Consider the following 19261-nt stretch of genomic DNA (forward strand, 5'->3'; position numbering starts at 1 on the left):
GGGTCTACTCGAGCGCCGAGTCGATGCGGTCGTCCACAGTGCCGTCGGCGATCAATTCGGCGACCGCTTCGACGTCGTCGGTCAGCGGCCGGTCGCCGTCGAGCGGGGGGACAACGTCGCGAACGAGATCGTACACCGCACCCGTTCCGCGTCCGTGTGTCAGCGCGTCGTCGACGTACTCGGCGGCTTCGGCGGCCGTACAGAGTTCCGTCGCGATCACGTGCCGAGCGTTGCCGAGCGCGGTCTTCGCGTGGGCGGCCGACTGGGCGCTCATACTGACGTGATCTTCCTGTCCGCCAGAGACGGGCGTGTTGTCCATCGATGGCCGCCCCAGCGACCGGTTCTCGTTGACGAGCGACGCGGCGGTGTACTGAGCGATCATGTAACCCGACTCGACGCCGCTTTCGACCGCCAGAAACGGGGGAAGATGTGGTTCCTGGAGGTTCGGGTTGAGCGTTCGATCGATGCGTCGCTCGCTGATGGCCGCGAGTTCCGTCAGCGCGGACGTCGCGTAGTCCAGCCGGAGCGCGAGCGGTTCGCCGTGGAAGTTTCCACCCGAGAGGACGGCCGCTCGATCGGTGCCGCTGGCTCGCGGGTCGGCGTCGTCCGCATCGAAGACGAGCGGGTTGTCCGTCGCGCTGTTGAGTTCTCGCTCGACCGCCTCGCGCAGGTGCGAAAGCGCTTCCCGTACGGCCCCGTGGACCTGTGGTTGACACCGAAGCGAGTAGGCGTCCTGTACGCGGTCGCAGTTACGATGCGATTCGACGATCTCAGAATCCGCCGTGAGCGCGCGTATCTGTTCGGCGCTCTCTTCGTGTCCCGGATGGGGTCGAACCGCGGTCAATGCGGGGTGTGATGGAACCGTCGATCCCATCGTCACTTCGGTCGTGAGTGCGCCGGCTGCGTCGGCAGCCTCAACCGTTCGCTCGGCGTCGACGGTGAGGAGGGCGGCCAGGCCGACCGTGAGTTGCGTCCCGTTGATGAGAGCGAGTCCTTCTTTCGGCGCGAGCGATAACGGGTCCAGTCCCGCCGTCGCGAGCGCCTCGTCACCGGGGTGCCGGCGCGTCGCGTTACCGTCTCCGGCGTCGTCGGGTTCGACGATCGCTTCGCCCTCGCCGATCAGGACCAGCGCCATGTGGGCGAGCGGTGCGAGATCGCCGCTCGCGCCGAGACTGCCCCGCGACCGGACGACCGGGTGGATCCGCTCGTTTAGCATCGTCACGAGGTGGTCGACGACGATCGGTCGCACCCCTGAGTAGCCCTTCGCGAGCGCGTTCAACCGCGTTACCAGCATCGCGCGGACGGCTTCGCGCTCGAGCGGTTCGCCGGCACCGCTCGCGTGACTCCGGAGGAGATTGTGTTGCAGTCGCTCGAGTTCGTCGGGCGGGATCTGTTCGTCGACGAGTTCACCGAACCCGGTGTTGACGCCGTAGACGGGCTCCCCGGAGGCGACGACGTCCGCGATTCGTTCGCGCGCGAGTTCGACCCGCTCGCGAGCCTCGTCGGTCACCGTAACCGGGGCGTCGAATCTGGCGACTCGCTCGACGTCCCTCGGCGTGAGCGTCTCCCCGTCGATCCGGACGGGATCGTTCGATCCGCGTTCACCCATGGACTCGATCACCTCCTTTCAGGACGGTTTCGACGCGGTTGACGCCGAAACTGTACGGAACGTGAACGTGACTCGGGGCGTCTAACACCAGCGCGTCTCCCGGTGCCCCCGGTCGGAGCGTTCCGGTTTTTGCTGGGACGGGCCCGCCCGCCCCATCGGTGTGGGTCAGCGCCGCGGCCCCGCCGTGGGTGGCGGCCGCGAGCGCCGATTCGGGGGTCATTTTCATCTTCGAACAGGCGAGCGCGACGGTAAACCCCATCGACTGCGAGTGGCAGTTGGGGTTGAAATCGGACGCGAGCGCGACCGTCGCACCCGCCGATTCGAACGTGGCCGGGTCGGCGTAGTCGGTATCGAGCGAGAAGGCCGCCGCCGGAAGCAACGTGGCGACGACGCCCGCATCCGCCAGCGCCTCGGCATCGTCTTCCGTCGCCTGGAGCAGGTGATCTGCGCTCGCCGCGCTGACGTCTGCACCCACCCTGGCACCACCGGTGTGAGCGAACTCTTCGGCGTGAATCTTCGGAACCAGCCCGTGGTCGCGACCGGCGGTGAGGACGCGTCTACTCTGGGCGGGAGTGAAGACGTCCTCCTCGCAAAAGACGTCACAGAACGTGGCGATTCCCTGCTCGGCGACCGCCGGGAGCTGGTCGTCGATCACGCGTTCGGTGTAACCGGCTGCGTCCTCGTCGTCGGGAATCGCGTGTGCCCCCATGAACGTGGCGACGACGTCGACCGGGTGCGACCGATCCGCTCGATCGATCGCCTCGAGGAGTCTGAGTTCACTCTCTGTGTCCAGACCGTAGCCCGACTTGACTTCGACCGTCGTCGACCCGTGTTCGAGCGCGACGTCGAGCTCTGCCTGCAGGTTCGCCAAGAGCTGATCGTCGCTCGCGTCGCGAACCGCTCTCACGGTCCGGAGAATTCCGCCGCCTTCGGCGAGAATCTCCTGATAGTCCGCCCCACGCAGTCGAGCGGCGTACTCGTCGGACCGGTCGCCGGCGAAGACGGCGTGAGTGTGTGAGTCGACGAAGCCGGGGATGACGCTCTTTCCCGCGGCGTCGATCGCCGTCGTCGCGTTCTCCGGCGGGAAATCGGCGATGACCGCCTCCGACGTTCCGACCGACTCGACGACGCCGTCGACGATCGCGACTGCGGCGTCTTCGTACCGCTGAAGGCTCTTCGAATCGCCTCCCGACGGCTCGGGGCCGACGACGATCTCCGCCGCGTCGTAGATCACCGCGTCCAGTTCAGGCACGACGGATCCCTCCGTCGTCGGAACCCACCGCGTCTCCGGCACCGTACCCCGCGAGCGCGTGCGCGACCGTTCGGGCCGCCGCGCGGGCGGTTCGGTCGCCCTCGTCGTGACTCGGGGCACATTCGACGATCTCGAATCCGGCGAGCCGAGTACTAGCACAGACTTCGCGTACGCACGCGAAGAGGTCGGGCGCGCTGAGGCCACCCGGCGTGGGCGCGCTGACTCCCGGTGCGGCCGGCGCGTCGAGGACGTCGACGTCGACGCTGACGTAGAGGTGATCGACGCCGGAGAGCGCCCGCTTCGCTCGATCGAGCGCCGCGTGGCGGTCGGTTCCCACCGATTCCGCCGTGACGATCGCTCCGCCCTCGGCCTGGAGCCACTCGACGTAGGTCGAGGACGTCTCGAAGTGGCGCGCGCCGACCACGGCGTAGGCGTCGAGTCCGCTGTCGATCAGCTGCCGGTATGGCGTCCCGCTCGTCGGTCCATCGATCGGCTCGCGAACGTCCAGGTGGGCGTCGAAGTTTATCACGCCGACCGACCCTGACTCGAGCAGGGGCGAGACGTTCGCGACGGTGAGCGAGTTGTCCCCGCCGAGAAAGACCGGCAGCGTATCCGCGTCGTGTACCGTCGCCGTCACCGACTCGGTGAGCGACTGCACCGCGTCGACGTCGTCTCGATCGTCGACCGACACCGAATTCGTCGGCCACCGCACGTCGCCGAGGTCGCCGATCGACCCGACCGGGCCCGCCTCGATGTGGTGGCTCTTGACGCCGGCTAGCGCGTCGCGGATCGCCGCCGGTCCCTCTCGCGCCCCACGACGGCCGATGACTGCGCCGTCGTACGGTTCGCCGAGCAACACCGCGTCGTACGAACCGCACTCGTCGAGCGACGTCCGTTCGACCACGTCTCCGAACGTCTCGTCGCTCGGATCGGTCGACGGCGAACGCCAGCCGTCTGGATCGGTGATCGCGGCCTCGGCCATCACTCGTCACCCCCGTCGTCCATGGGGATCGCCACGTCCGACTCGCGGGCCGTCCGCAGCGCGTCGTCGTATCCCGCGTCGACGTGGCGGATAACGCCCATTCCTGGATCGGTCGTAAACACCCGTTCGGCGGTTTCCGCCGCTCGCTCGGTTCCGTCGAGGACGACGTGGTTGTTCGTGTGCAGCGCGTTCCCGATCCCGACGCCACCGCCGTCGTGGACGCTCACGATGTCCGCGCCCGCGGCGCAGTTGACCAGCGCGTTCAAGATTGGCCAGTCCGCGACGGCGTCCGTCTCGTCTCGCATCGCCTCAGTCTCGCGGTTCGGGCTCGCGACCGAGCCCGCATCGAGGTGATCTCGCGTGACGACGATCGGCGCCGAGATCTCCCCTTCGCGAACGAGTTCGTTGATCCGCACGGCGAACCGGGCTCGCTCGGTGAGGCCGTCCTCGTCGGTGCGGTATCCGAGCCAGCAGACTCGCGACGGGAGCCCCTGGAACTGGACCTGCTCTCGGGCGAGTTCGATCCACCGACGGAGCGACTCCTTCTCGGGAAACAGTTCCAGGACGGCTTCGTCGGTGCGGTAGATGTCCTCGGGGTCCCCAGAGAGGGCGGCCCACCGGAACGGACCGCGTCCCTGACAGAACTGCGGACGAATGTAAGCCGGGACGAACCCGGGGAAGTCGAACGCGGTATCGACTCCTCGTTCGTCCTGAACTTGCCCGCGGATGTTGTTCCCGTACTCGAACGCGATCGCCCCGCGATCTTGCATCGCCAGAATCGTTTCGACGTGGCGAGCCATCGTGTCGAGGCTCGCTTCGAGGTACGCGTCGGGATCCGCCTCGCGGAGGTCGTCCGCCTCGTCGACGGTGTAGCCGGACGGGTAGTACCCTTCGAGGGCGTCGTGGGCACTCGTCTGGTCGGTGACGACGTCGGGAACGAAGTTCCGCTCGAGCATCGTTTCGAGCAAGTCGGCGGCGTTGACGTGGACGCCGACGCTGTAGGGTTCGCCCGCGGCGGCCGCCTCCTCGGCCCGCTCGATAGCTTCGGTTACGTCGTCGGTCTTCTCCTGACAGTAGCCCGTCTCGATTCGGCGATCAATGTGCGACTCGTCGACTTCGGCGGCGATGCACACGCCGTTATTCATCGTCACGGCGAGCGGTTGCGCGCCGCCCATCCCACCCAGTCCGCCCGTGACCACGATCCGCCCCCCGAGGTCGTCGGTTCCGTACTCCTCGCGGGCGAGCGCTGCGAGCGTTTCGTAGGTGCCCTGGATGATCCCCTGCGTTCCGATGTACGCCCAGGAGCCAGCGGTCATCTGACCGTACATGATCTTTCCCTCGGCCTCTAACTCGTGAAAGTGTTCCCAGTCGTCCCACTTGCCGACGAGGTTCGAATTGGCGATGAGGACGCGCGGTGCGCGCTCGTGCGTTCGAAATCGTCCGACGGGTTTTCCGCTCTGGACGAGAAGCGTTTCGTCGTCGGCCAGTTCTCGCAACTCGTCGACGATCGCGTCGTAGGCGTCCCAGCTTCGCGCTGCGCGTCCGGTCCCTCCGTAGACGACGAGGTCCGCTGCGTTCTCGGCGACCTCGGGGTCGAGGTTGTTGTTGAGCATACGCAATGCGGCTTCCTGCCGCCAGCCGACGCACTCGATCTCGGTTCCGGTCCGCGCGCCGCGATACGCTTCCCAGGTGTCGCTCGGTTCTCCCCTGTCGAACGACTCGGTAAACTGCGTCATATACAACTGTCTCTACCGGCCAACTCGAAACCTCGTCACCCACCGTGCGGAGGTGGATTTAAATACACAACCCGCCGAACGAGTCCATGCACGAGGCGATCCTCCGCGTCGAACCAGGCGGACCGTACGGCGAACCGACCGGCGGAACCGACGCCACCGTCGAACTGTGGTGTAACGATCACTGCGACCTGCTTTCCGTGACCGGCGACGAGCGAGACGAGGTACTCTCGACGATCGAAGATCGCGTCGGACTCCGCGACCGGGTCGATCGAGCCGATCGGACCCTCGCAATATCGGACGCCTGTCTTCGAACGGAGAAGGGGACGGTCGAGCGCTACCTCGAATCGCACGGGTGTTTACTCGTCCCGCCGATCGAGTACGCCCGCGGCGCGAAGATCTGCCGCGTCCTCGCGCTGGACCCGTCCGATCTGAGCGCTCTCTATCGCGATCTATCGGCCGATCGTCGGGTGACGGTGGAGTCGAAGCGCTCGATCGACGATCCGCCGGTCGCCGATCCGGTGTCGATCCTCGCCGATCCCGTTCCCTCGCTGTCGTCCCGACAGCGCGAGACGGTACGTCTGGCCTACGAAACCGGCTATTACGAGTTACCGCGGACGACGACCACCGCCGACCTCGGCGACGCCCTCGGCGTCAGCCGCCGAACGGCCGAAGAACACCTTCGGCGCGCGGAGCGAAAGATCGTCGGGGCCGTGGCCGAACGGTTCGTGGGGGGCCGGTGACGACGTCCCCGCGTGGCAATTCAACGTGGGATTTGTCGACCTATCACGCCGTTTCCGACGTGAACACCCCGCCTAACTACGGGTGATCGCGTCGTCTCCTGCTGGCATGTCTCTCGACCGCAAGGCGGCTGACCGCCGTCGATTCGCACAGCTCACCGGACTCTCTGACGACCTCCGATCCGGCCTCCCCGTCGGTAGACGCGACACCGACGAGACCACCCAATCGTAATTTGATCGTCACGACTGGCTGGTTGGATTGAATTGATAGAGTACCAGCACCGCAATCGTTGAATTCGAACCACGCCCAGGCGTTCCTGCCCACTCACTTTGCTCGTTGCGCGGGCTGCGACTGGTCTACTTCGAATCCCGTGTCACGCATACACGTTTCTCACGTTTGTTCGAGACGGTATGCGAGGGTTGGGATTCGAACAGGTGCAAGACGGTCGACCTCGTTCCACTCGGCCGCTGCGATTTGCATGCTCGAATCCCGCGTCTCGCATACATGACTCTCACTATCGTTCGAGTCGGAATGCGAGGGTTGGGATTCGAACCCAAGGACCCCTACGGGAGCGGGTCTTAAGCCCACCGCCGTTGGCCTGGCTTGGCTACCCTCGCGAGTGTGCGTTCGGTAGTTGATGGGGGTAGGGGTTGTGCGTTTCGGTGTACGTTGGCCGATCGGGCAACCGCTGGCGGGTTTTTTTTTGGTGGAGATGTTACAAGCGAAGCGAGCGTGCGAGCGAAGCGCAAAAACGGTCTCGTCCGGGGTTACCAGTCTGTCGAGAGGGTCCCGTCGCCGTGTGGGTCGGGGGCCACCTCCTCGTCGGTGCGACGGTCGATGACGTGGATACAGCCGTCGCCCTTCTTCGCGGGACACAGTTCCGCGGCGCGGACGTTTTCGGCCAGCGATTGCTCGTCCAGGTAGTACGACCGGGGACGGGCGATTCCGGTGTCTAGGTCTAAGATCCAGTTGTCGGAGGCTTCGGCGCACTTGCCGGCTCCGAAGCACTTGTTCGCCTCGAAGATGATCTTGTACGGTTTCTCGTCGACCGGCGGCCCATCGCCGCCGCCGACATCGCTCGGCCGCTCGATTCCGTCTCCCATTAGCGAACGCTTATCGTGCGTGCACTTTCCGATTACGGTTCGACCGCGTCGTCACGGACGGGCTGATCTCTGACCGTCGGTTTCGAACGTCCGTTGCAGACGCGCGGCTCCGTATTCGGTGAAGAGAGAAAATTCCGACGAAGCGGACCCCCATCAGCTTCGTCGGACCCCCATCCCTGACTCTCGTCAGGTATGCGTCCCTACCCGGCGAACCACTATTAATATTTCCCTTTCTATCTCTTTCATAGAAGGCGAACGAAGCCGTTACGAGCGCTCTGTGTCCCGGTTGATCGGATGCCAAAGCGGAATGTGCCGAATTCGGTGGTGGTGCACCGAAGGTGGTTGTGCGATCCCGTCTCGCCGGTTCGGCGTACCCGATCGACGGTTCAGTCGCGGTCGACCGTGACCGATTCGAGGACGATGTCCTTCGTCGGTTGATCCTGTGCGTTCGTCTCGACCGAACCGATCTCTCTGACGACGTCCATCCCGTCGGTTACCTCTCCGAAGACGGCGTGACGGTCGTCGAGGTGTGGCTGGGCGTCGAGCGTGATGAAAAACTGCGACCCGTTGGTGTTCGGACCGGAGTTCGCCATCGAGAGGATACCGGGTCCGTCGTGGCGAAGTTCGTCGTGGAACTCGTCGTCGAACTGGTAGCCGGGGCCGCCGCGTCCCGTGCCGGTCGGGTCGCCGCCCTGGATCATGAACCCCTCGATGATCCGGTGGAAGACCACGTCGTCGTACAGCGGTTCTCCCTCGACGGTTTCGCCCGTTTCGGGGTCGGTCCACGCCTGTTCACCCGTCGCGAGCCCGACGAAGTTTGCCACGGTCTCGGGTGCGCGCGCTTCGAACAGTTCGACCTCGATGTCTCCCTCGCTGGTGTGCAGGGTCGCCGTTGGATTACCCATATCGGCGCGAATGGGACGTGAGGTGAAAACGGTGGTGATCCGTCCGTGGATCGATCGATGGCCTGGCGAACCACGTCACGGAAGACACTCGTCGGGTTCTACGAACGTGACAGGATCCCCCTACATACATATCGACGTTGGTTGAACGAATTGCCATGGATGCAGTCACCTATTCGACGGACGAAGTCGTTCTCGCGACGTTGCCGTCCGGTATCGCCGTCGAGACGGTCGTCCATACCTACGAGGGGTCGACCGACGGGCCGGCGGTGTACGTTCAGGCGGCCCAGCACGGCCGCGAGGTGAACGGAACCGAGGTCTTGCGCCGGTTTCACGACAGAATCGTCGGACGCGAGATCGCGGGCCGGATCGTCGCCGTCCCCGTCGCCAATCCGCTCACGTTCGACCGCGTCTCCTACACGACGCCGGAAGTCCTAGATAGCGTAAACCCGAACATGAATCGGGTCTGGCCGGGTGACGCGTCCGGGTCGCTTCACCAGCGAATGGCGGCGAGCCTGTGGGAGTACGTCGAATCGGCCGACGCCGTTGTCGATCTCCACACCGGCAGCCCGGATATGCACCCTCACGTCGTCTTCCTGGAAGGGAGCGCCGAATCGCGGGCGATGGCGGCGGCCTTCGGGACCGAGTTGCTGCTCGGGGAGCAAGCGGGCGAAGACGCCCCCGACGAGTGGCATCGGCGGAGTTTTTCGGGGAAACTTCGCGTCGTCGCCGATCGCGAGGGGATCCCGGCGATCACGCCCGAACTCGCACACAGCCGGGAACTGATCGAAGACGTCGTCGAGGACGGCGTCGACGGCCTGCTCGACGTCTGCCGGCACCTTGGAATACTCGAGGGATCGGTGCCGGAACGGAATCAGACGATCGCGCGAAACCACCTCGGACAGGTAACTGCCTCGGCGTCCGGGCTCTTTCGCCCGAAACCGTCGCTCGAACTCGGCCGTTCGTTGCCGGCGGGCCTCTCGATCGGTACCGTGTACGACCCGACGAGCTACGAGCCGCTCCAGGACGTTTCGACCGACCGTGCGGGCGTACTGTACGCGCTCACCCGCGAAGCGACGGTCAAGGCGGGCGATAAGCTCGCGAGCGTGGCGATCGTGCGGGAAGAATCCCGGTAGCGGTCAAGCGCGGTACGGTCCGTCGGTAAATCAGTAGGCTCGCAAGTCGTCCAGCACGGCCGCCGCGGCGCCGTCTTCGATCGCGTCGCGAGCCCGATCGAGTCCGTCTTCGACGGAGTCTGCGTCCTGGTGAGCGTATATTCTGAGGGCCGCGTTGAGCGCGACGGCGTCGGCGAAGTGATCGGTCCGCTCGCCGGCGACGACCGACTCGGCGATCGCTGCCGATTCGCCCGCGACGTCGTCGACGGCGAGATCGTCGCTCTCGACGTCCATGCCGAATTCGGCCGTTTCGATGGAGAAGTCGTCGAACGATCCGTCACCGGACCATTCGGCGACGGTGGTGTGGCCCGGCCGCACGTCGTCGTAGCCTTCCATCCCCTGGAACATGAGCACGCGTTCGAACGGGAGTTCGTCGCTCTCATCGACGAGATTACACATCTTCTTCGCGAAGGGAAGGTGGTAGAACGAACCGAGGTGAACCGACGCGTTGGCGGGGTTCGCGACGGTCTCGATCGTGTTCACGAAGGTGCGAACGCCCATCCGGTCGCGCCGGTCGTAGAGCGAGTCGATCCCAGGGTTGAACGCCGGCTGATAGTAGAATCCGAATCCAGTCTCGTCGACCATGTCGGCGCTCTCTTCGGGTTCGAGTTCGGTTCGAACGCCGAGTTCGTCGAGAACGTGTTTGTACGCGTCTTGCTCCTGCGTCGGAACGCGATCGCCCGAGTGGACGACGACCGGCGTTCCCGAGGCGGCGGCGACGACGCCCGCAGCGACGCCGAGCAGCGCCGAACGTCCCTTGCCGTCGTAGTTCGCACCGCAGTCGAGCGGGTCGCAGTCCGGTTCGGCGACGACGACGGATTCCTCGCGCATGACGTCCGTGTAGGCGGCGAGTTCCTCGGGCGTGTTCGTCTTCCATCGGTTGGCGAGCCAGAACGCGCCGAGCGTCGTCGGATCCGGTTCGTCCGCGAGGATGCGCTGGAACGCCTCGCGGGCCTGAACTGGTGACAGGTCGTCTGCCGACTTGGGGCCGGAGCCGACGACCTCGGTCATGAGGCGTTTCAGGGGCCATTCCCCGAACTCCTGGGCTGGCGTGGACATGTACAGGAGTTAGTGCGGTCCGTCCAAAAGGGTCCCGTTTCCGGTGAGTCGTCCTGACCGTCGGTCGATCGGCGGGCGGCGACGCCCGAGGGTGCGACAGGCGCTTCGAAAGGGCTACCCGTCGACGGTTCCAACGTCGACCGATGAGCCAGCAGTCCGACGACTGGCGCGACGGTCTCGACGCTGCGGATGCCGCGCTGATCGACGGCTACCAGAGCGGGTTTCCGGTCGAAGCACGACCGTTTCGTCGGCTCGCCACGGATCTCGATATCGACGAGCGAGAGGCGTTCGAACGCGTCCGTCGGCTGGTCGATTCGGGAATCGTCCGACGGTTCGGTGCCGTGTTGAACCCACCGGTGATCGGGTCGTCGACTCTCGCGGCGGTGAAGGCGCCCGCGGAGCGCTTCGACGACGTGGCCGACGTGGTCAACGGCTACAGGCAGGTCAACCACAACTACGCGCGCGATCACGAGTGGAACATGTGGTTCGTCGTCACGGCCGGGTCGCGCGAGGTTCGTGATCGAATTATCGAGGAGATCGAATCGCGAACCGGTCTCGAGGTCCTCGTTTTACCCATGCTGACGGATTACTACATCAACCTCGAGTTCCCCGTGGTCAACGCGGATCGGTTCGCGCGCGAGAGTCAGCGGGGTGACGCAACCGCCGATTCGAGCGAGTCCGGTCGTGGATCTACCACCCGACGGTCGGTTGCGTCGAGCACAGAGTCCGCCGCGACGCGTATCAGCGAGGAGGCGACGGGTGGCCTGACGGACGCCGAGGCCGACCTACTGCTCGAAATCCAGGACGGCCTTCCCCTGTCGCGGACGCCGTACGCGGACGTCGCCGACGCGATCGGCCTGGAGACGGACGAGGTGCTCGCCGCGATCGAGGAACTTCTCGAACGGGGCTGCATCAAGCGAATCGGCTGCGTGATCAACCACGTCCGAACCGGCTTCGACGCCAATTGCATGGTCGTCTGGGACGTTCCCGACGACGAGCGCGACGAGCGGGGCGAGCGAGTCGGGGCGCTCCCCTACGTTACCCTCTGTTATCATCGCCCGCGGCGGCCCGCACAGGACTGGCCCTACACTCTCTTTACGATGATACACGGGCGCGATCAGGACGCGGTCGACGCGAAGATCGACGAGCTCGCAGACGAGTACCTTCCGTTCGCCCACGAACGACTCTACTCGACGGACACGTTGAAGCAAACCGGCGCCCGGTACGAGGAACTGCTCTGATCGGTCGGCTGAGCCGTCGATCAGTCCAGGCTCTCGCAGCTGACGGCTCGCCGATCACTCCGAGTGAAACGACCAGTCGGAGATCTCGTCGAAATCGCCCGGTGGCACCGGTCCATCGAGTAAGGGATCGTTCGTCTCGACCATCCACTCGTGAAGTCGCGCGGCGAGTTCGTCGCGCTTGTCGCGATAGCGCGGTTCGTTGGCGACGTTGTCGTGTTCGGTGGGTCCCTCACGCAGGTCGTAGAGTTCCTCGTACCGTCGCGGGGGAACGTTGTAGGTCTCGCGGACTTCGCGGCCGGCCTCGCTCGCGAAGATGTCTCGAGTCAGGTATACCTTTGGGAGGTGCCAGAAGTTGCGGATATACTTGTAGCGGTCCGTTCGGATCGCTCGAGTGGGATTGTACATGTCGTGCCAGGTCATCTCGGCGAATATCTCATCGCGCGGATCGTAGGAGTCGCCGGTCAGGAGGGGCGCGATGCTACGGCCGTTCACGCCGTCTGGGACGGGAACGTCGACGAGGTCCAGTATCGTGGGAAGGACGTCGACGTTGCTCACGAGTTCGTCGTACCGAGAGCCGGGTTCGACCAGGTCGGGATGGCTCACGAGTAACGCGCCCTCGAGACCCGGATTGTAGCACATTCCTTTCGCCCGGGGGAAGGCGATGCCGTGTTCGGTCGTAAAGATCACGAGCGTCCCCTCGTCGAGACCCGTCGATTGCAGACACTCGCGTACGGTCCCGATGGCGTCGTCGACCGCGTAGATCATCCCGTGCATCTCGCCTAAGTCCTGGCGGATCCCGCGTCGGTCGGGCAGGTACGACAGCGGCCTGACGTCGTCGGGGTCGTCTGCGTCGTAGTGGTCGGATTCGAATCCGTACCGACCGTTTTCCTCCTCGACTCGGTGGAGTTCGAAGAAGCCGACGGACGCGAAGAACGGGGCGTCGAACGCCCGTTTTTCGAGGAAGGTCGTCACGACGTCGGCGACGTTTCGGGCTCGGTTGGCCTGGTGGACCGCCGGCGAGACGCCCGGATAGAGGTTTCCCTCGGAGTGGACGTGGTCGTAGCCGAGTCGATCGGTGTCCTGCGAGATGTGCTGGAGGCCGAACAGGTGCGTCTCGTACCCTTCCTCACCGAGGTATTGGGGGAGAATTCGCTCGCTATCGTTGAGCTCCCAGCTGCCGTGAGCCAGCCCCATCAACCCGTTCACGTGTGGGTAACAACCCGTCATGAGGCTGCCGCGACTCGGCGAGCACTGCGGCGCCGTGACGAAGTGTTTCTCGAACAGCGCCCCGCTCGCGGCGAGGTCGTCGATGTTCGGCGTCTCGATATCGACGCCGTAGCAGCCGAGATAGCGCCCGAGGTCGTGACAGTGGATCAGGAGAACGTTCGGTTTGGACGCGGCCATAGTCGGGCTATCACGACCAGTCGCAAAACGCTTGGTCGGCGTCTCGGGCGCTGAAAACGCGGACTTCGTCCCATTGCGTACTGGGCCCGTACCGACGACTTGAAGGCCGGATACGGAAACTACCCGAACGATGAAGGGCCTCGTCGTTGGGGGTGTCAGTTCCGGCGTCGGCAAGACGGTGGCGACGCTGGCCGTGATGCGGGCGTTCGACGAAGCCGGGTACGACGTTCAACCGGCGAAAGCCGGGCCGGATTTCATCGACCCGAGTCACCACGAGGTGGTCGCCGGAGTGCCGTCGCGGACGCTCGATCCATGGCTCTGTGGGACCGACGGATTGCACCGAAACTACCGACGCGGATCGGGTGACGTCTGCGTCGTCGAGGGGATGATGGGACTCTACGATGGCGAGGTCGCGAGCACCGCGTCCGTGGCGTCGTCGCTTGGCCTTCCGGTCGTCCTCGTCGTCGACGCGAGCGCCGGCATGGAGAGCGTCGCCGCGACCGCCGTCGGATTCGACCGCTACGCCGAGGAGACGGGCCAGGACGTCGACGTGGTCGGGATCGTCGCCCAGCGTGCTCACAGCGGACGTCACGAGTCCGGAATCAGGGAGGCTCTGCCAGACCGTCTCACCTACTTCGGACGAATTCCGCCGTCATCGGATCTCGAGATTCCTGACCGTCACCTCGGATTGCACATGGGGGCGGAATCGCCGATTTCGTCGAACGCCCTCGACGAGGCCGCGGGCGAACTCGACGTGGAAGCGTTGCTCGAAGCAGCCCGAAAACCGGAGCGGGGTATCGACCCGTCTCCGGGCCGATCGGACGCGCCTACCCGGCGCTCAACCGAACCGACCGTCGCCGTCGCCGACGATCGGGCGTTTTGTTTTTACTATCCGGCGACGATCGAGCGATTTCGCGAGCGGGCCGAGCTCGTCACGTTCTCACCGGTCGCCGGCGACCGCGTTCCCGACTGTGACGGCGTGTACCTGCCGGGTGGCTACCCCGAGCGTTTCGCCGCGGAGCTTGTGTCGTCTGGAACGCTCGCGGAGCTCGGCGATCGCGCCCGAAACGGCCTCCCCGTGTTCGGCGAGTGCGGCGGACTGGTGGCCATGAGTCGGTCGCTCTCGACCGTCGACGGCGATCGGTACGAGATGGCCGGCATCCTTCCGGCCGACGTCGAGATGTGCGACCGGTATCAGGCGCTCGATCACGTCGAACTTCGCGCGGTCGAGGACGCGCCGACGGCCGGCCGCGACGAGACCGTTCGCGGCCACGAGTTTCACTACTCGCGAGCGAGCGTCGATTCGGACGCTCGATTCGCCTTCGAGACCGTTCGGGGTGCCGGAATAACCGGCGAGCGGGACGGACTCCTGGCGTACAATTCGATCGGGACCTACGCGCACGTCCACCCGGAGAGTGGGGCGTTCGACGCGTTCCTCGATCGCCTCGCCGAGTGATCGGGGGTTTGCGATCTCGGTGGGGCCGTCACCCGGTGTAGAACGCGTCGGGGCCGTGGTCGTCCTGCCAGGTGAACGCGAAGAGTCGACGCGCGGGAATCCGTTCGAGGGATCGACCGTCGTCGCTCTCGCCCGTTACCGGGTCGTAGGTCGTTCCGTCGACGACGAGTTGGCCGTTCGAATCGTCGAGGGCGGCCTCGCCACCCGGATGATCGTAGGCGTGCAATCCGTCCGCGTAGACGATCAGGACGTCCGTCGATCCGACCGAGATTTCGAGGGTCCCGCCAGCGTCTGCGACTGTAGGGAGGGTGACCCCGACGGCCTCACCGTCGCGTTCGACGCCGAGGACGACCGACGTCGGATCGACGTCGTCTCGCTCCCAGCTTCGACCATCGTCACCGCGGTGGGCGGCCAGGCCGAATCCGTCAGACGAGAGGTATTCGGCGTACGGTCGCTCGCCGTACTCGACCGGTTCGGGTTCGTCGCCGGAGCCGGCTGCTTCGCTCTCGGCATCGGGGACGGGTTGAAGGATAACGCCGTCGGGGTACCCTTCTCGGAAGCGGGCGATCGTGGTCGTCGTCGCCGGCAGGATATCGAGTTGCGTCCCGGCGAGCGGACCGCCGATGGCGCGACCGGCCGATTGCTTCCACTCGGACTCGGTCTCCCGGTCGTACATGACGAGATCGTCGTCGGCGAGTTTTCCGCTGACGCCGAACGAGAGCGTCCGCCCGCCGACTCGTCGATCGTAGACGATCGCGCTCGCACAGAGTGGACACCAGGTGACGGCGATCGACGCGGTATCGCCCCCTTCGAGGTCGAGTCGGTCGTTGGCGATCTCGTGATAATCGAGGATCCGAAGCGGATAGGCCCGCGCCGGCTCGCTCTCGACGACGATCGCTCGGTCCGTCTCGTCCCACGGGTAGGTCGCCTCGAACGTCGGGTCGTCGATGCTCGGAATCGCGTCTTTCGGGATGACCTGTCGAACGTTCATGTAATCACACGTCGACGCGGCGTGATAATAGTCGGCATTCGGGCCGACAGGAAGCGCCCGACTGCACGGGGGGTAATCGTATTGGGTTACACTTTCGCCGAAACACAACCTATTACGAAAAGGTACAACTATTTTCAGTTACATCGCTTCGGCACGTTTTTACGGATTGGCGCGTACTCGACGAGCAATGGCGATCGATCGCAGGACGGTACTGTCCGGCGCGGCGACGGGGGTGGTCGTCGGGAGTGCCGGCTGTCTGAGTTTCGGTGAGAGCGGGTCCGGGTCGGTGGCGGACGCAGAGCTGACGCTCACGACGACGACGAGCACCTACGATACGGGCCTGCTCGACGAGTTGAACGCCGGCTTCGAGGAGCGTTTCGGCGCGCGCGTCGCCACCGTCAATCAGGGAACTGGCGCCGCATTGCGGAGCGCGAGAGACGGCGACGCCGACGTCGTTCTGGTCCACGCACGCGCGCTCGAAGACGAATTCATCCGCGACGGCTACGGGGTGAACCGACGCGATCTGATGTTCAACGATTTCATCGTCGTGGGTCCCGCGTCGGATCCGGCGAACGTCGAATCAACGACCGTGGCCACCGCCGCGTTCGACGCGATCGCAGCCGCCGAAGCGACGTTCGTCTCGCGCGGCGACGACTCGGGCACGCACGCGATGGAACGCTCGCTCTGGGATGATGCGACGAGCGATCCTGCCGGCGAGTGGTACCGGGAACTCGGTTCGGGAATGGGCGAAACGTTGAACCACGCCGACGAGGCGGGCGCGTACGCGCTCGCCGACCGCGGTACCTACCTCTCGATGCGAGACGGGCTCACCCTCGAAATCGTCCTCCAGGGCCCGATCGAGGGCGGACCGGACCGGCTCGCGAACCCGTACGGGCTCATCGCTGTCAATCCCGCCGTCCACGATCACGTCGAGTACGACCTGGCGATGGCGTACATCGGCTACCTCACCGGCCCCGGGGCCCAGGCGATCATCGAATCGTTCACGATCGACGGCACGCAACTGTTCTACCCGGACGCGACCGCAGCGAATCCGAACTTCGAACAGTACGTCCCGGAGGGATGGGAGTCGCCGAACGAGTAGTCGATCTCGCCACCACGTCGCATCCACGAACTGTAGACACATGCCAGGTTCCGTCCTCACCGACCCCGCCGCGCTCTGGAGTATCATCCAGGTTTCGCTCGTCGTCAGCGGCGTGGCCGTCCTCATCAGTACGGCGATCAGCCTTCCGATCGCGTTCGCCGTCGGCTTTTCCGACTTTCGCGGCAAACGTCTCGTCACGGCGGCGATCAACACGGGGATGGGATTTCCGAGCGTCGTCGTCGGCCTGCTCGTCCTGCTCGCGCTCTCGAACCAGGGGCCGTTCGGCACGTTCGACCTCGTCTTCACCGTCGAGGCGATGATCATCTCACAGCTCGTCCTCGCGACGCCGGTGATCACGGGGGTCGCGCTGTCGGCCGTCGAGAGCGTCGACGACCGCATCCGCGACGCGGCCTACGGCGTGGGCGGAACCCGATCCGACGTCGCGTTCGCCACGCTCAGGGAGGCCAGATACGGCGTCGCGACGGGCGTTCTCGCCGGATTCGGCCGCGCGATCAGCGAGGTCGGATCCGTGCTGATCGTCGGCGGCAACATCGCCTACGCCGACGGAACCTCGAAAACGCGGACGCTGACGACGGCGATCCAGCGCGAAGCCCGGCGCGGCGAGTACGAGTTCGCCATCGTCCTCGGACTCGTGTTGCTCGTGCTCGTCTTCCTGGTGAACGGGCTCGTTTTGCGACTGCGAGGGCGGTGATGAATACGACCCAACGCGCACATCGATGAAACTAGAACTAACCGACGTCACGCACGGATTCGACGGCCGCCCGGTCCTCGAAGCGGCGTCGCTGTCGGTCGGTCACGGCGAGGTGGTCGCCATCATCGGACCGTCCGGTGCCGGAAAGTCGACGTTTCTCCGGCTAGGGAGTCTCTTCGAGCCGCCGGACGGGGGGACCGTCACCTTCGACGGGGTCGACCCGTGGGCACAATCGGACCGGGGGCGCCTCGAGACCCGTCGGCGGATCGGCGTCGTCTTCCAGCAGGCGAGCCTCTTCGGGACGACCGTCGAGCGAAACGTCGATGCCGGTCTCAGAATGCGCCGCGACCGTCGGAGACGACTCGCCGACTTCGTCCGCCGGACCGGATCGCAGACGCCCCTCGTGCGTCGGTTCGTCGATACGACGGGCACTGACGACCGAATCGAACGGGCCCTCTCGATCGTGGGACTTACAGACCGACGATCCTCCCCCGTCGATTCGCTTTCGGGCGGAGAGGCACAACGGGTTGCGTTCGCCCGGGCGATCGCGTACGACCCCGACCTGCTGGTGCTGGACGAACCGACCTCCGATCTCGACCCGCGCAACACCGCGATCTTAGAGCACGCCGTCGACCGAGCCAGCGAGAGCGGGTGTAGCGTCCTACTCGCGACCCACGACATGCACCAGGCGAGGCGGGTGGCAGATCGGATCGGCGTCCTCATCGACGGCCAACTGATCGAGGTCGGACCGACGGCTCGCATCTTCGACGCACCCGCCGATCCACGAACGGCACGGTTCGTCGACGGCGATCTACTCTACGACGTCGGGGATGACGACCTCGCCCCCGTCGACACGCCGAGCGAGTCGTGAGTGGCTAGCGAGCGATGGTTACTCGAACCGTTTTCCTCGCGGTTACTCACGGCGTTCGACACCGCTCGACTACTCGACAAGCGCTTCGGCCAGCGTCCCGCTGTGCTCTGTCAACCGACTCGTCGTTTCCGAGGCGTCTTCCAGTTCGGTGCTGATTGCACGGTACAGCGGTGCCAGCGCGATTGCCCCGTCCTCGTCGATCCACTCGTCGACCGGACGGATCGGGTTCCGACACGATGGGCACGGTCGTGAGGCGTTCGGTCCGTCGACCGTCGACTCGACTTCGATCGGTTCGAGACAGACGTGACAGTGCCCGTCGGCGACGACCGCCGTCTCGGCGAGCGACATCACCTGCTGGAGGTGAGCCTGCAGCGTCGTGGCGAGCTCACTGACCGTCGCGAGCGACGGTCCGAGCAGGCGACCGAGTTCCGGGGGTGGAAGCGACTCACCCGAATCGTCGACGGTGCCGTTGTTTTGGCGCGCTCGCGCAGGATACCCGCTCTCTTCGCAGATGGTTTCGAGGGCTGTGAGGTGCCGCTCGACCACACGAAGTGCGAGCCGAATCTGCCGTCTGTCTGCTCGGTAGCGGTCGCGTGCGTCGCCGTCGATTCCCGCAGTCGTCTCCGTCGCGAAACCGGCGACGTCGCCGACGGCGGTTCCCTGCGTCCCCGTCACCGTTTTGAGCAGCGAAAACAGGCCGCCCTCGACGTCGGTTACGACGGTCCGTCGCCACGCCGGAACGCCACCCGAAAGTAACGCGTGACACGACGTGCACGTCGTTACCAGCGACTCGGGCGTCGCCCGGTCGTCTATCGCGTACGGTTCGAGGGAGTTCGCGTCCTGATCTGACTCCCCGCAGTTGCGACAGCGGTATCCGTCGCGCTCGAACACACGCGTTTCGACGGCCTCACCGGGATCGTTCACGGCG

Annotated in this window: 18 protein-coding genes and 1 tRNA gene; 8 read left to right on the forward strand and 11 right to left on the reverse strand. The window is 65.4% G+C overall.

The features are described 5' to 3' along the window. Positions 1–4 precede the first annotated feature (4 nt). From hutH to hutU, 4 genes are read right to left on the reverse strand one after another with little or no spacing between them, the layout of a single operon-like run. On the reverse strand, positions 5–1609 hold the full coding sequence (gene hutH, locus NKH31_RS13500) for a histidine ammonia-lyase (protein WP_254862315.1): 1605 nt from the start codon (positions 1607–1609) through the stop codon (positions 5–7). Then, the gene (hutI, locus tag NKH31_RS13505) at positions 1602–2861 is read right to left on the reverse strand and encodes an imidazolonepropionase (RefSeq protein ID WP_254862316.1); all 1260 of its coding nucleotides are present in this window, start codon (positions 2859–2861) and stop codon (positions 1602–1604) included. The genes hutH and hutI overlap by 8 nt, the downstream gene beginning before the upstream one ends. Continuing rightward, on the reverse strand, positions 2854–3843 hold the full coding sequence (hutG, locus tag NKH31_RS13510) for a formimidoylglutamase (RefSeq protein WP_254862317.1): 990 nt from the start codon (positions 3841–3843) through the stop codon (positions 2854–2856). Before hutG ends, hutI begins: the two co-directional genes overlap by 8 nt. After that, on the reverse strand, positions 3843–5579 hold the full coding sequence (hutU, locus tag NKH31_RS13515; RefSeq protein WP_254862318.1) for a urocanate hydratase: 1737 nt from the start codon (positions 5577–5579) through the stop codon (positions 3843–3845). The genes hutG and hutU overlap by 1 nt, the downstream gene beginning before the upstream one ends. Before the next feature lie 86 nt (positions 5580–5665). On the opposite strand from hutU, the gene NKH31_RS13520 reads away from it, so the two are divergent. Beyond that, positions 5666–6319 carry a helix-turn-helix domain-containing protein gene (locus NKH31_RS13520; RefSeq protein WP_254862319.1) on the forward strand — a complete coding sequence of 218 codons (654 nt, stop codon included), beginning with the start codon at positions 5666–5668 and terminating at the stop codon, positions 6317–6319. A gap of 106 nt (positions 6320–6425) precedes the next feature. Further along, positions 6426–6548 carry a hypothetical protein gene (locus tag NKH31_RS17720; protein ID WP_256547928.1) on the forward strand — a complete coding sequence of 41 codons (123 nt, stop codon included), beginning with the start codon at positions 6426–6428 and terminating at the stop codon, positions 6546–6548. A 301-nt stretch (positions 6549–6849) separates the two neighbouring features. Here the strand turns inward: NKH31_RS17720 and NKH31_RS13525 are convergent. From NKH31_RS13525 to NKH31_RS13535, 3 genes are all read right to left on the reverse strand, one after another. Then, positions 6850–6934: transfer RNA gene (locus NKH31_RS13525), tRNA-Leu, on the reverse strand. 150 nt (positions 6935–7084) lie between these two features. After that, complete coding sequence (locus tag NKH31_RS13530; protein WP_254862320.1) at positions 7085–7420, reverse strand: ferredoxin; 336 nt, start codon at positions 7418–7420, stop codon at positions 7085–7087. 386 nt (positions 7421–7806) lie between these two features. Beyond that, positions 7807–8325, reverse strand: a complete 519-nt coding sequence (locus tag NKH31_RS13535) for a peptidylprolyl isomerase (protein WP_254862321.1) — start codon at positions 8323–8325, stop codon at positions 7807–7809. Positions 8326–8480: 155 nt separating this feature from the next. Here NKH31_RS13535 and NKH31_RS13540 point away from each other — a divergent pair, with 155 nt between their 5' ends. Then, positions 8481–9458 carry a succinylglutamate desuccinylase/aspartoacylase family protein gene (locus tag NKH31_RS13540; RefSeq protein WP_254862322.1) on the forward strand — a complete coding sequence of 326 codons (978 nt, stop codon included), beginning with the start codon at positions 8481–8483 and terminating at the stop codon, positions 9456–9458. Positions 9459–9488: 30 nt separating this feature from the next. On the opposite strand, the gene NKH31_RS13545 is transcribed toward NKH31_RS13540, so the two are convergent. Continuing rightward, positions 9489–10556 (reverse strand): anthranilate phosphoribosyltransferase, encoded by a 1068-nt coding sequence (locus NKH31_RS13545; protein ID WP_254862323.1) that lies wholly within the window; start codon positions 10554–10556, stop codon positions 9489–9491. A 143-nt stretch (positions 10557–10699) separates the two neighbouring features. On the opposite strand from NKH31_RS13545, the gene ahbB reads away from it, so the two are divergent. After that, complete coding sequence (ahbB, locus tag NKH31_RS13550; protein WP_254862324.1) at positions 10700–11797, forward strand: siroheme decarboxylase subunit beta; 1098 nt, start codon at positions 10700–10702, stop codon at positions 11795–11797. 54 nt (positions 11798–11851) lie between these two features. On the opposite strand, the gene NKH31_RS13555 is transcribed toward ahbB, so the two are convergent. Continuing rightward, positions 11852–13201, reverse strand: coding sequence for a sulfatase family protein (locus tag NKH31_RS13555; RefSeq protein ID WP_254862325.1), 1350 nt, complete (start codon positions 13199–13201; stop codon positions 11852–11854). 130 nt (positions 13202–13331) lie between these two features. Here NKH31_RS13555 and NKH31_RS13560 point away from each other — a divergent pair, with 130 nt between their 5' ends. Then, positions 13332–14657: a cobyrinic acid a,c-diamide synthase gene (locus tag NKH31_RS13560; RefSeq protein ID WP_254862326.1), complete on the forward strand. Its 1326-nt coding sequence runs from the start codon at positions 13332–13334 to the stop codon at positions 14655–14657. 28 nt (positions 14658–14685) lie between these two features. On the opposite strand, the gene NKH31_RS13565 is transcribed toward NKH31_RS13560, so the two are convergent. Then, the gene (locus tag NKH31_RS13565; protein WP_254862327.1) at positions 14686–15648 is read right to left on the reverse strand and encodes a DUF3179 domain-containing (seleno)protein; all 963 of its coding nucleotides are present in this window, start codon (positions 15646–15648) and stop codon (positions 14686–14688) included. A 187-nt stretch (positions 15649–15835) separates the two neighbouring features. Here NKH31_RS13565 and NKH31_RS13570 point away from each other — a divergent pair, with 187 nt between their 5' ends. From NKH31_RS13570 to NKH31_RS13580, 3 genes are read left to right on the forward strand one after another with little or no spacing between them, the layout of a single operon-like run. Further along, positions 15836–16750, forward strand: a complete 915-nt coding sequence (locus NKH31_RS13570; protein WP_254862328.1) for an ABC transporter substrate-binding protein — start codon at positions 15836–15838, stop codon at positions 16748–16750. 40 nt (positions 16751–16790) lie between these two features. After that, a complete protein-coding gene (locus NKH31_RS13575) occupies positions 16791–17462 on the forward strand; it encodes an ABC transporter permease (protein WP_254862329.1) in 672 nt (223 codons plus the stop codon). Positions 17463–17487: 25 nt separating this feature from the next. Continuing rightward, on the forward strand, positions 17488–18333 hold the full coding sequence (locus NKH31_RS13580) for an ATP-binding cassette domain-containing protein (RefSeq protein ID WP_254862330.1): 846 nt from the start codon (positions 17488–17490) through the stop codon (positions 18331–18333). A gap of 69 nt (positions 18334–18402) precedes the next feature. Here NKH31_RS13580 and NKH31_RS13585 read toward each other — a convergent pair whose 3' ends face one another. After that, complete coding sequence (locus NKH31_RS13585) at positions 18403–19257, reverse strand: HNH endonuclease (RefSeq protein ID WP_254862331.1); 855 nt, start codon at positions 19255–19257, stop codon at positions 18403–18405. Positions 19258–19261 lie beyond the last annotated feature (4 nt).

This window comes from Halovivax gelatinilyticus (genome assembly GCF_024300625.1).
GTDB classification, from domain to species: Archaea; Halobacteriota; Halobacteria; order Halobacteriales; family Natrialbaceae; genus Halovivax; species Halovivax gelatinilyticus.

Bases quoted from the DNA above. Each gene is read 5' to 3' on its own strand.
- NKH31_RS13555 (WP_254862325.1), bottom strand. From the start codon at position 13,201: ATGGCCGCGTCCAAACCGAACGTTCTCCTGATCCACTGTCACGACCTC.
- hutU (WP_254862318.1), bottom strand. From the start codon at position 5,579: ATGACGCAGTTTACCGAGTCGTTCGACAGGGGAGAACCGAGCGACACC.
- NKH31_RS13560 (WP_254862326.1), top strand. From the start codon at position 13,332: ATGAAGGGCCTCGTCGTTGGGGGTGTCAGTTCCGGCGTCGGCAAGACG.
- hutH (WP_254862315.1), bottom strand. From the start codon at position 1,609: ATGGGTGAACGCGGATCGAACGATCCCGTCCGGATCGACGGGGAGACG.
- NKH31_RS13565 (WP_254862327.1), bottom strand. From the start codon at position 15,648: ATGAACGTTCGACAGGTCATCCCGAAAGACGCGATTCCGAGCATCGAC.
- NKH31_RS13540 (WP_254862322.1), top strand. From the start codon at position 8,481: ATGGATGCAGTCACCTATTCGACGGACGAAGTCGTTCTCGCGACGTTG.
- NKH31_RS13530 (WP_254862320.1), bottom strand. From the start codon at position 7,420: ATGGGAGACGGAATCGAGCGGCCGAGCGATGTCGGCGGCGGCGATGGG.
- NKH31_RS17720 (WP_256547928.1), top strand. From the start codon at position 6,426: ATGTCTCTCGACCGCAAGGCGGCTGACCGCCGTCGATTCGCACAGCTC.
- NKH31_RS13580 (WP_254862330.1), top strand. From the start codon at position 17,488: ATGAAACTAGAACTAACCGACGTCACGCACGGATTCGACGGCCGCCCG.
- NKH31_RS13545 (WP_254862323.1), bottom strand. From the start codon at position 10,556: ATGTCCACGCCAGCCCAGGAGTTCGGGGAATGGCCCCTGAAACGCCTC.
- NKH31_RS13575 (WP_254862329.1), top strand. From the start codon at position 16,791: ATGCCAGGTTCCGTCCTCACCGACCCCGCCGCGCTCTGGAGTATCATC.
- NKH31_RS13570 (WP_254862328.1), top strand. From the start codon at position 15,836: ATGGCGATCGATCGCAGGACGGTACTGTCCGGCGCGGCGACGGGGGTG.
- NKH31_RS13535 (WP_254862321.1), bottom strand. From the start codon at position 8,325: ATGGGTAATCCAACGGCGACCCTGCACACCAGCGAGGGAGACATCGAG.
- ahbB (WP_254862324.1), top strand. From the start codon at position 10,700: ATGAGCCAGCAGTCCGACGACTGGCGCGACGGTCTCGACGCTGCGGAT.
- hutG (WP_254862317.1), bottom strand. From the start codon at position 3,843: ATGGCCGAGGCCGCGATCACCGATCCAGACGGCTGGCGTTCGCCGTCG.
- NKH31_RS13520 (WP_254862319.1), top strand. From the start codon at position 5,666: ATGCACGAGGCGATCCTCCGCGTCGAACCAGGCGGACCGTACGGCGAA.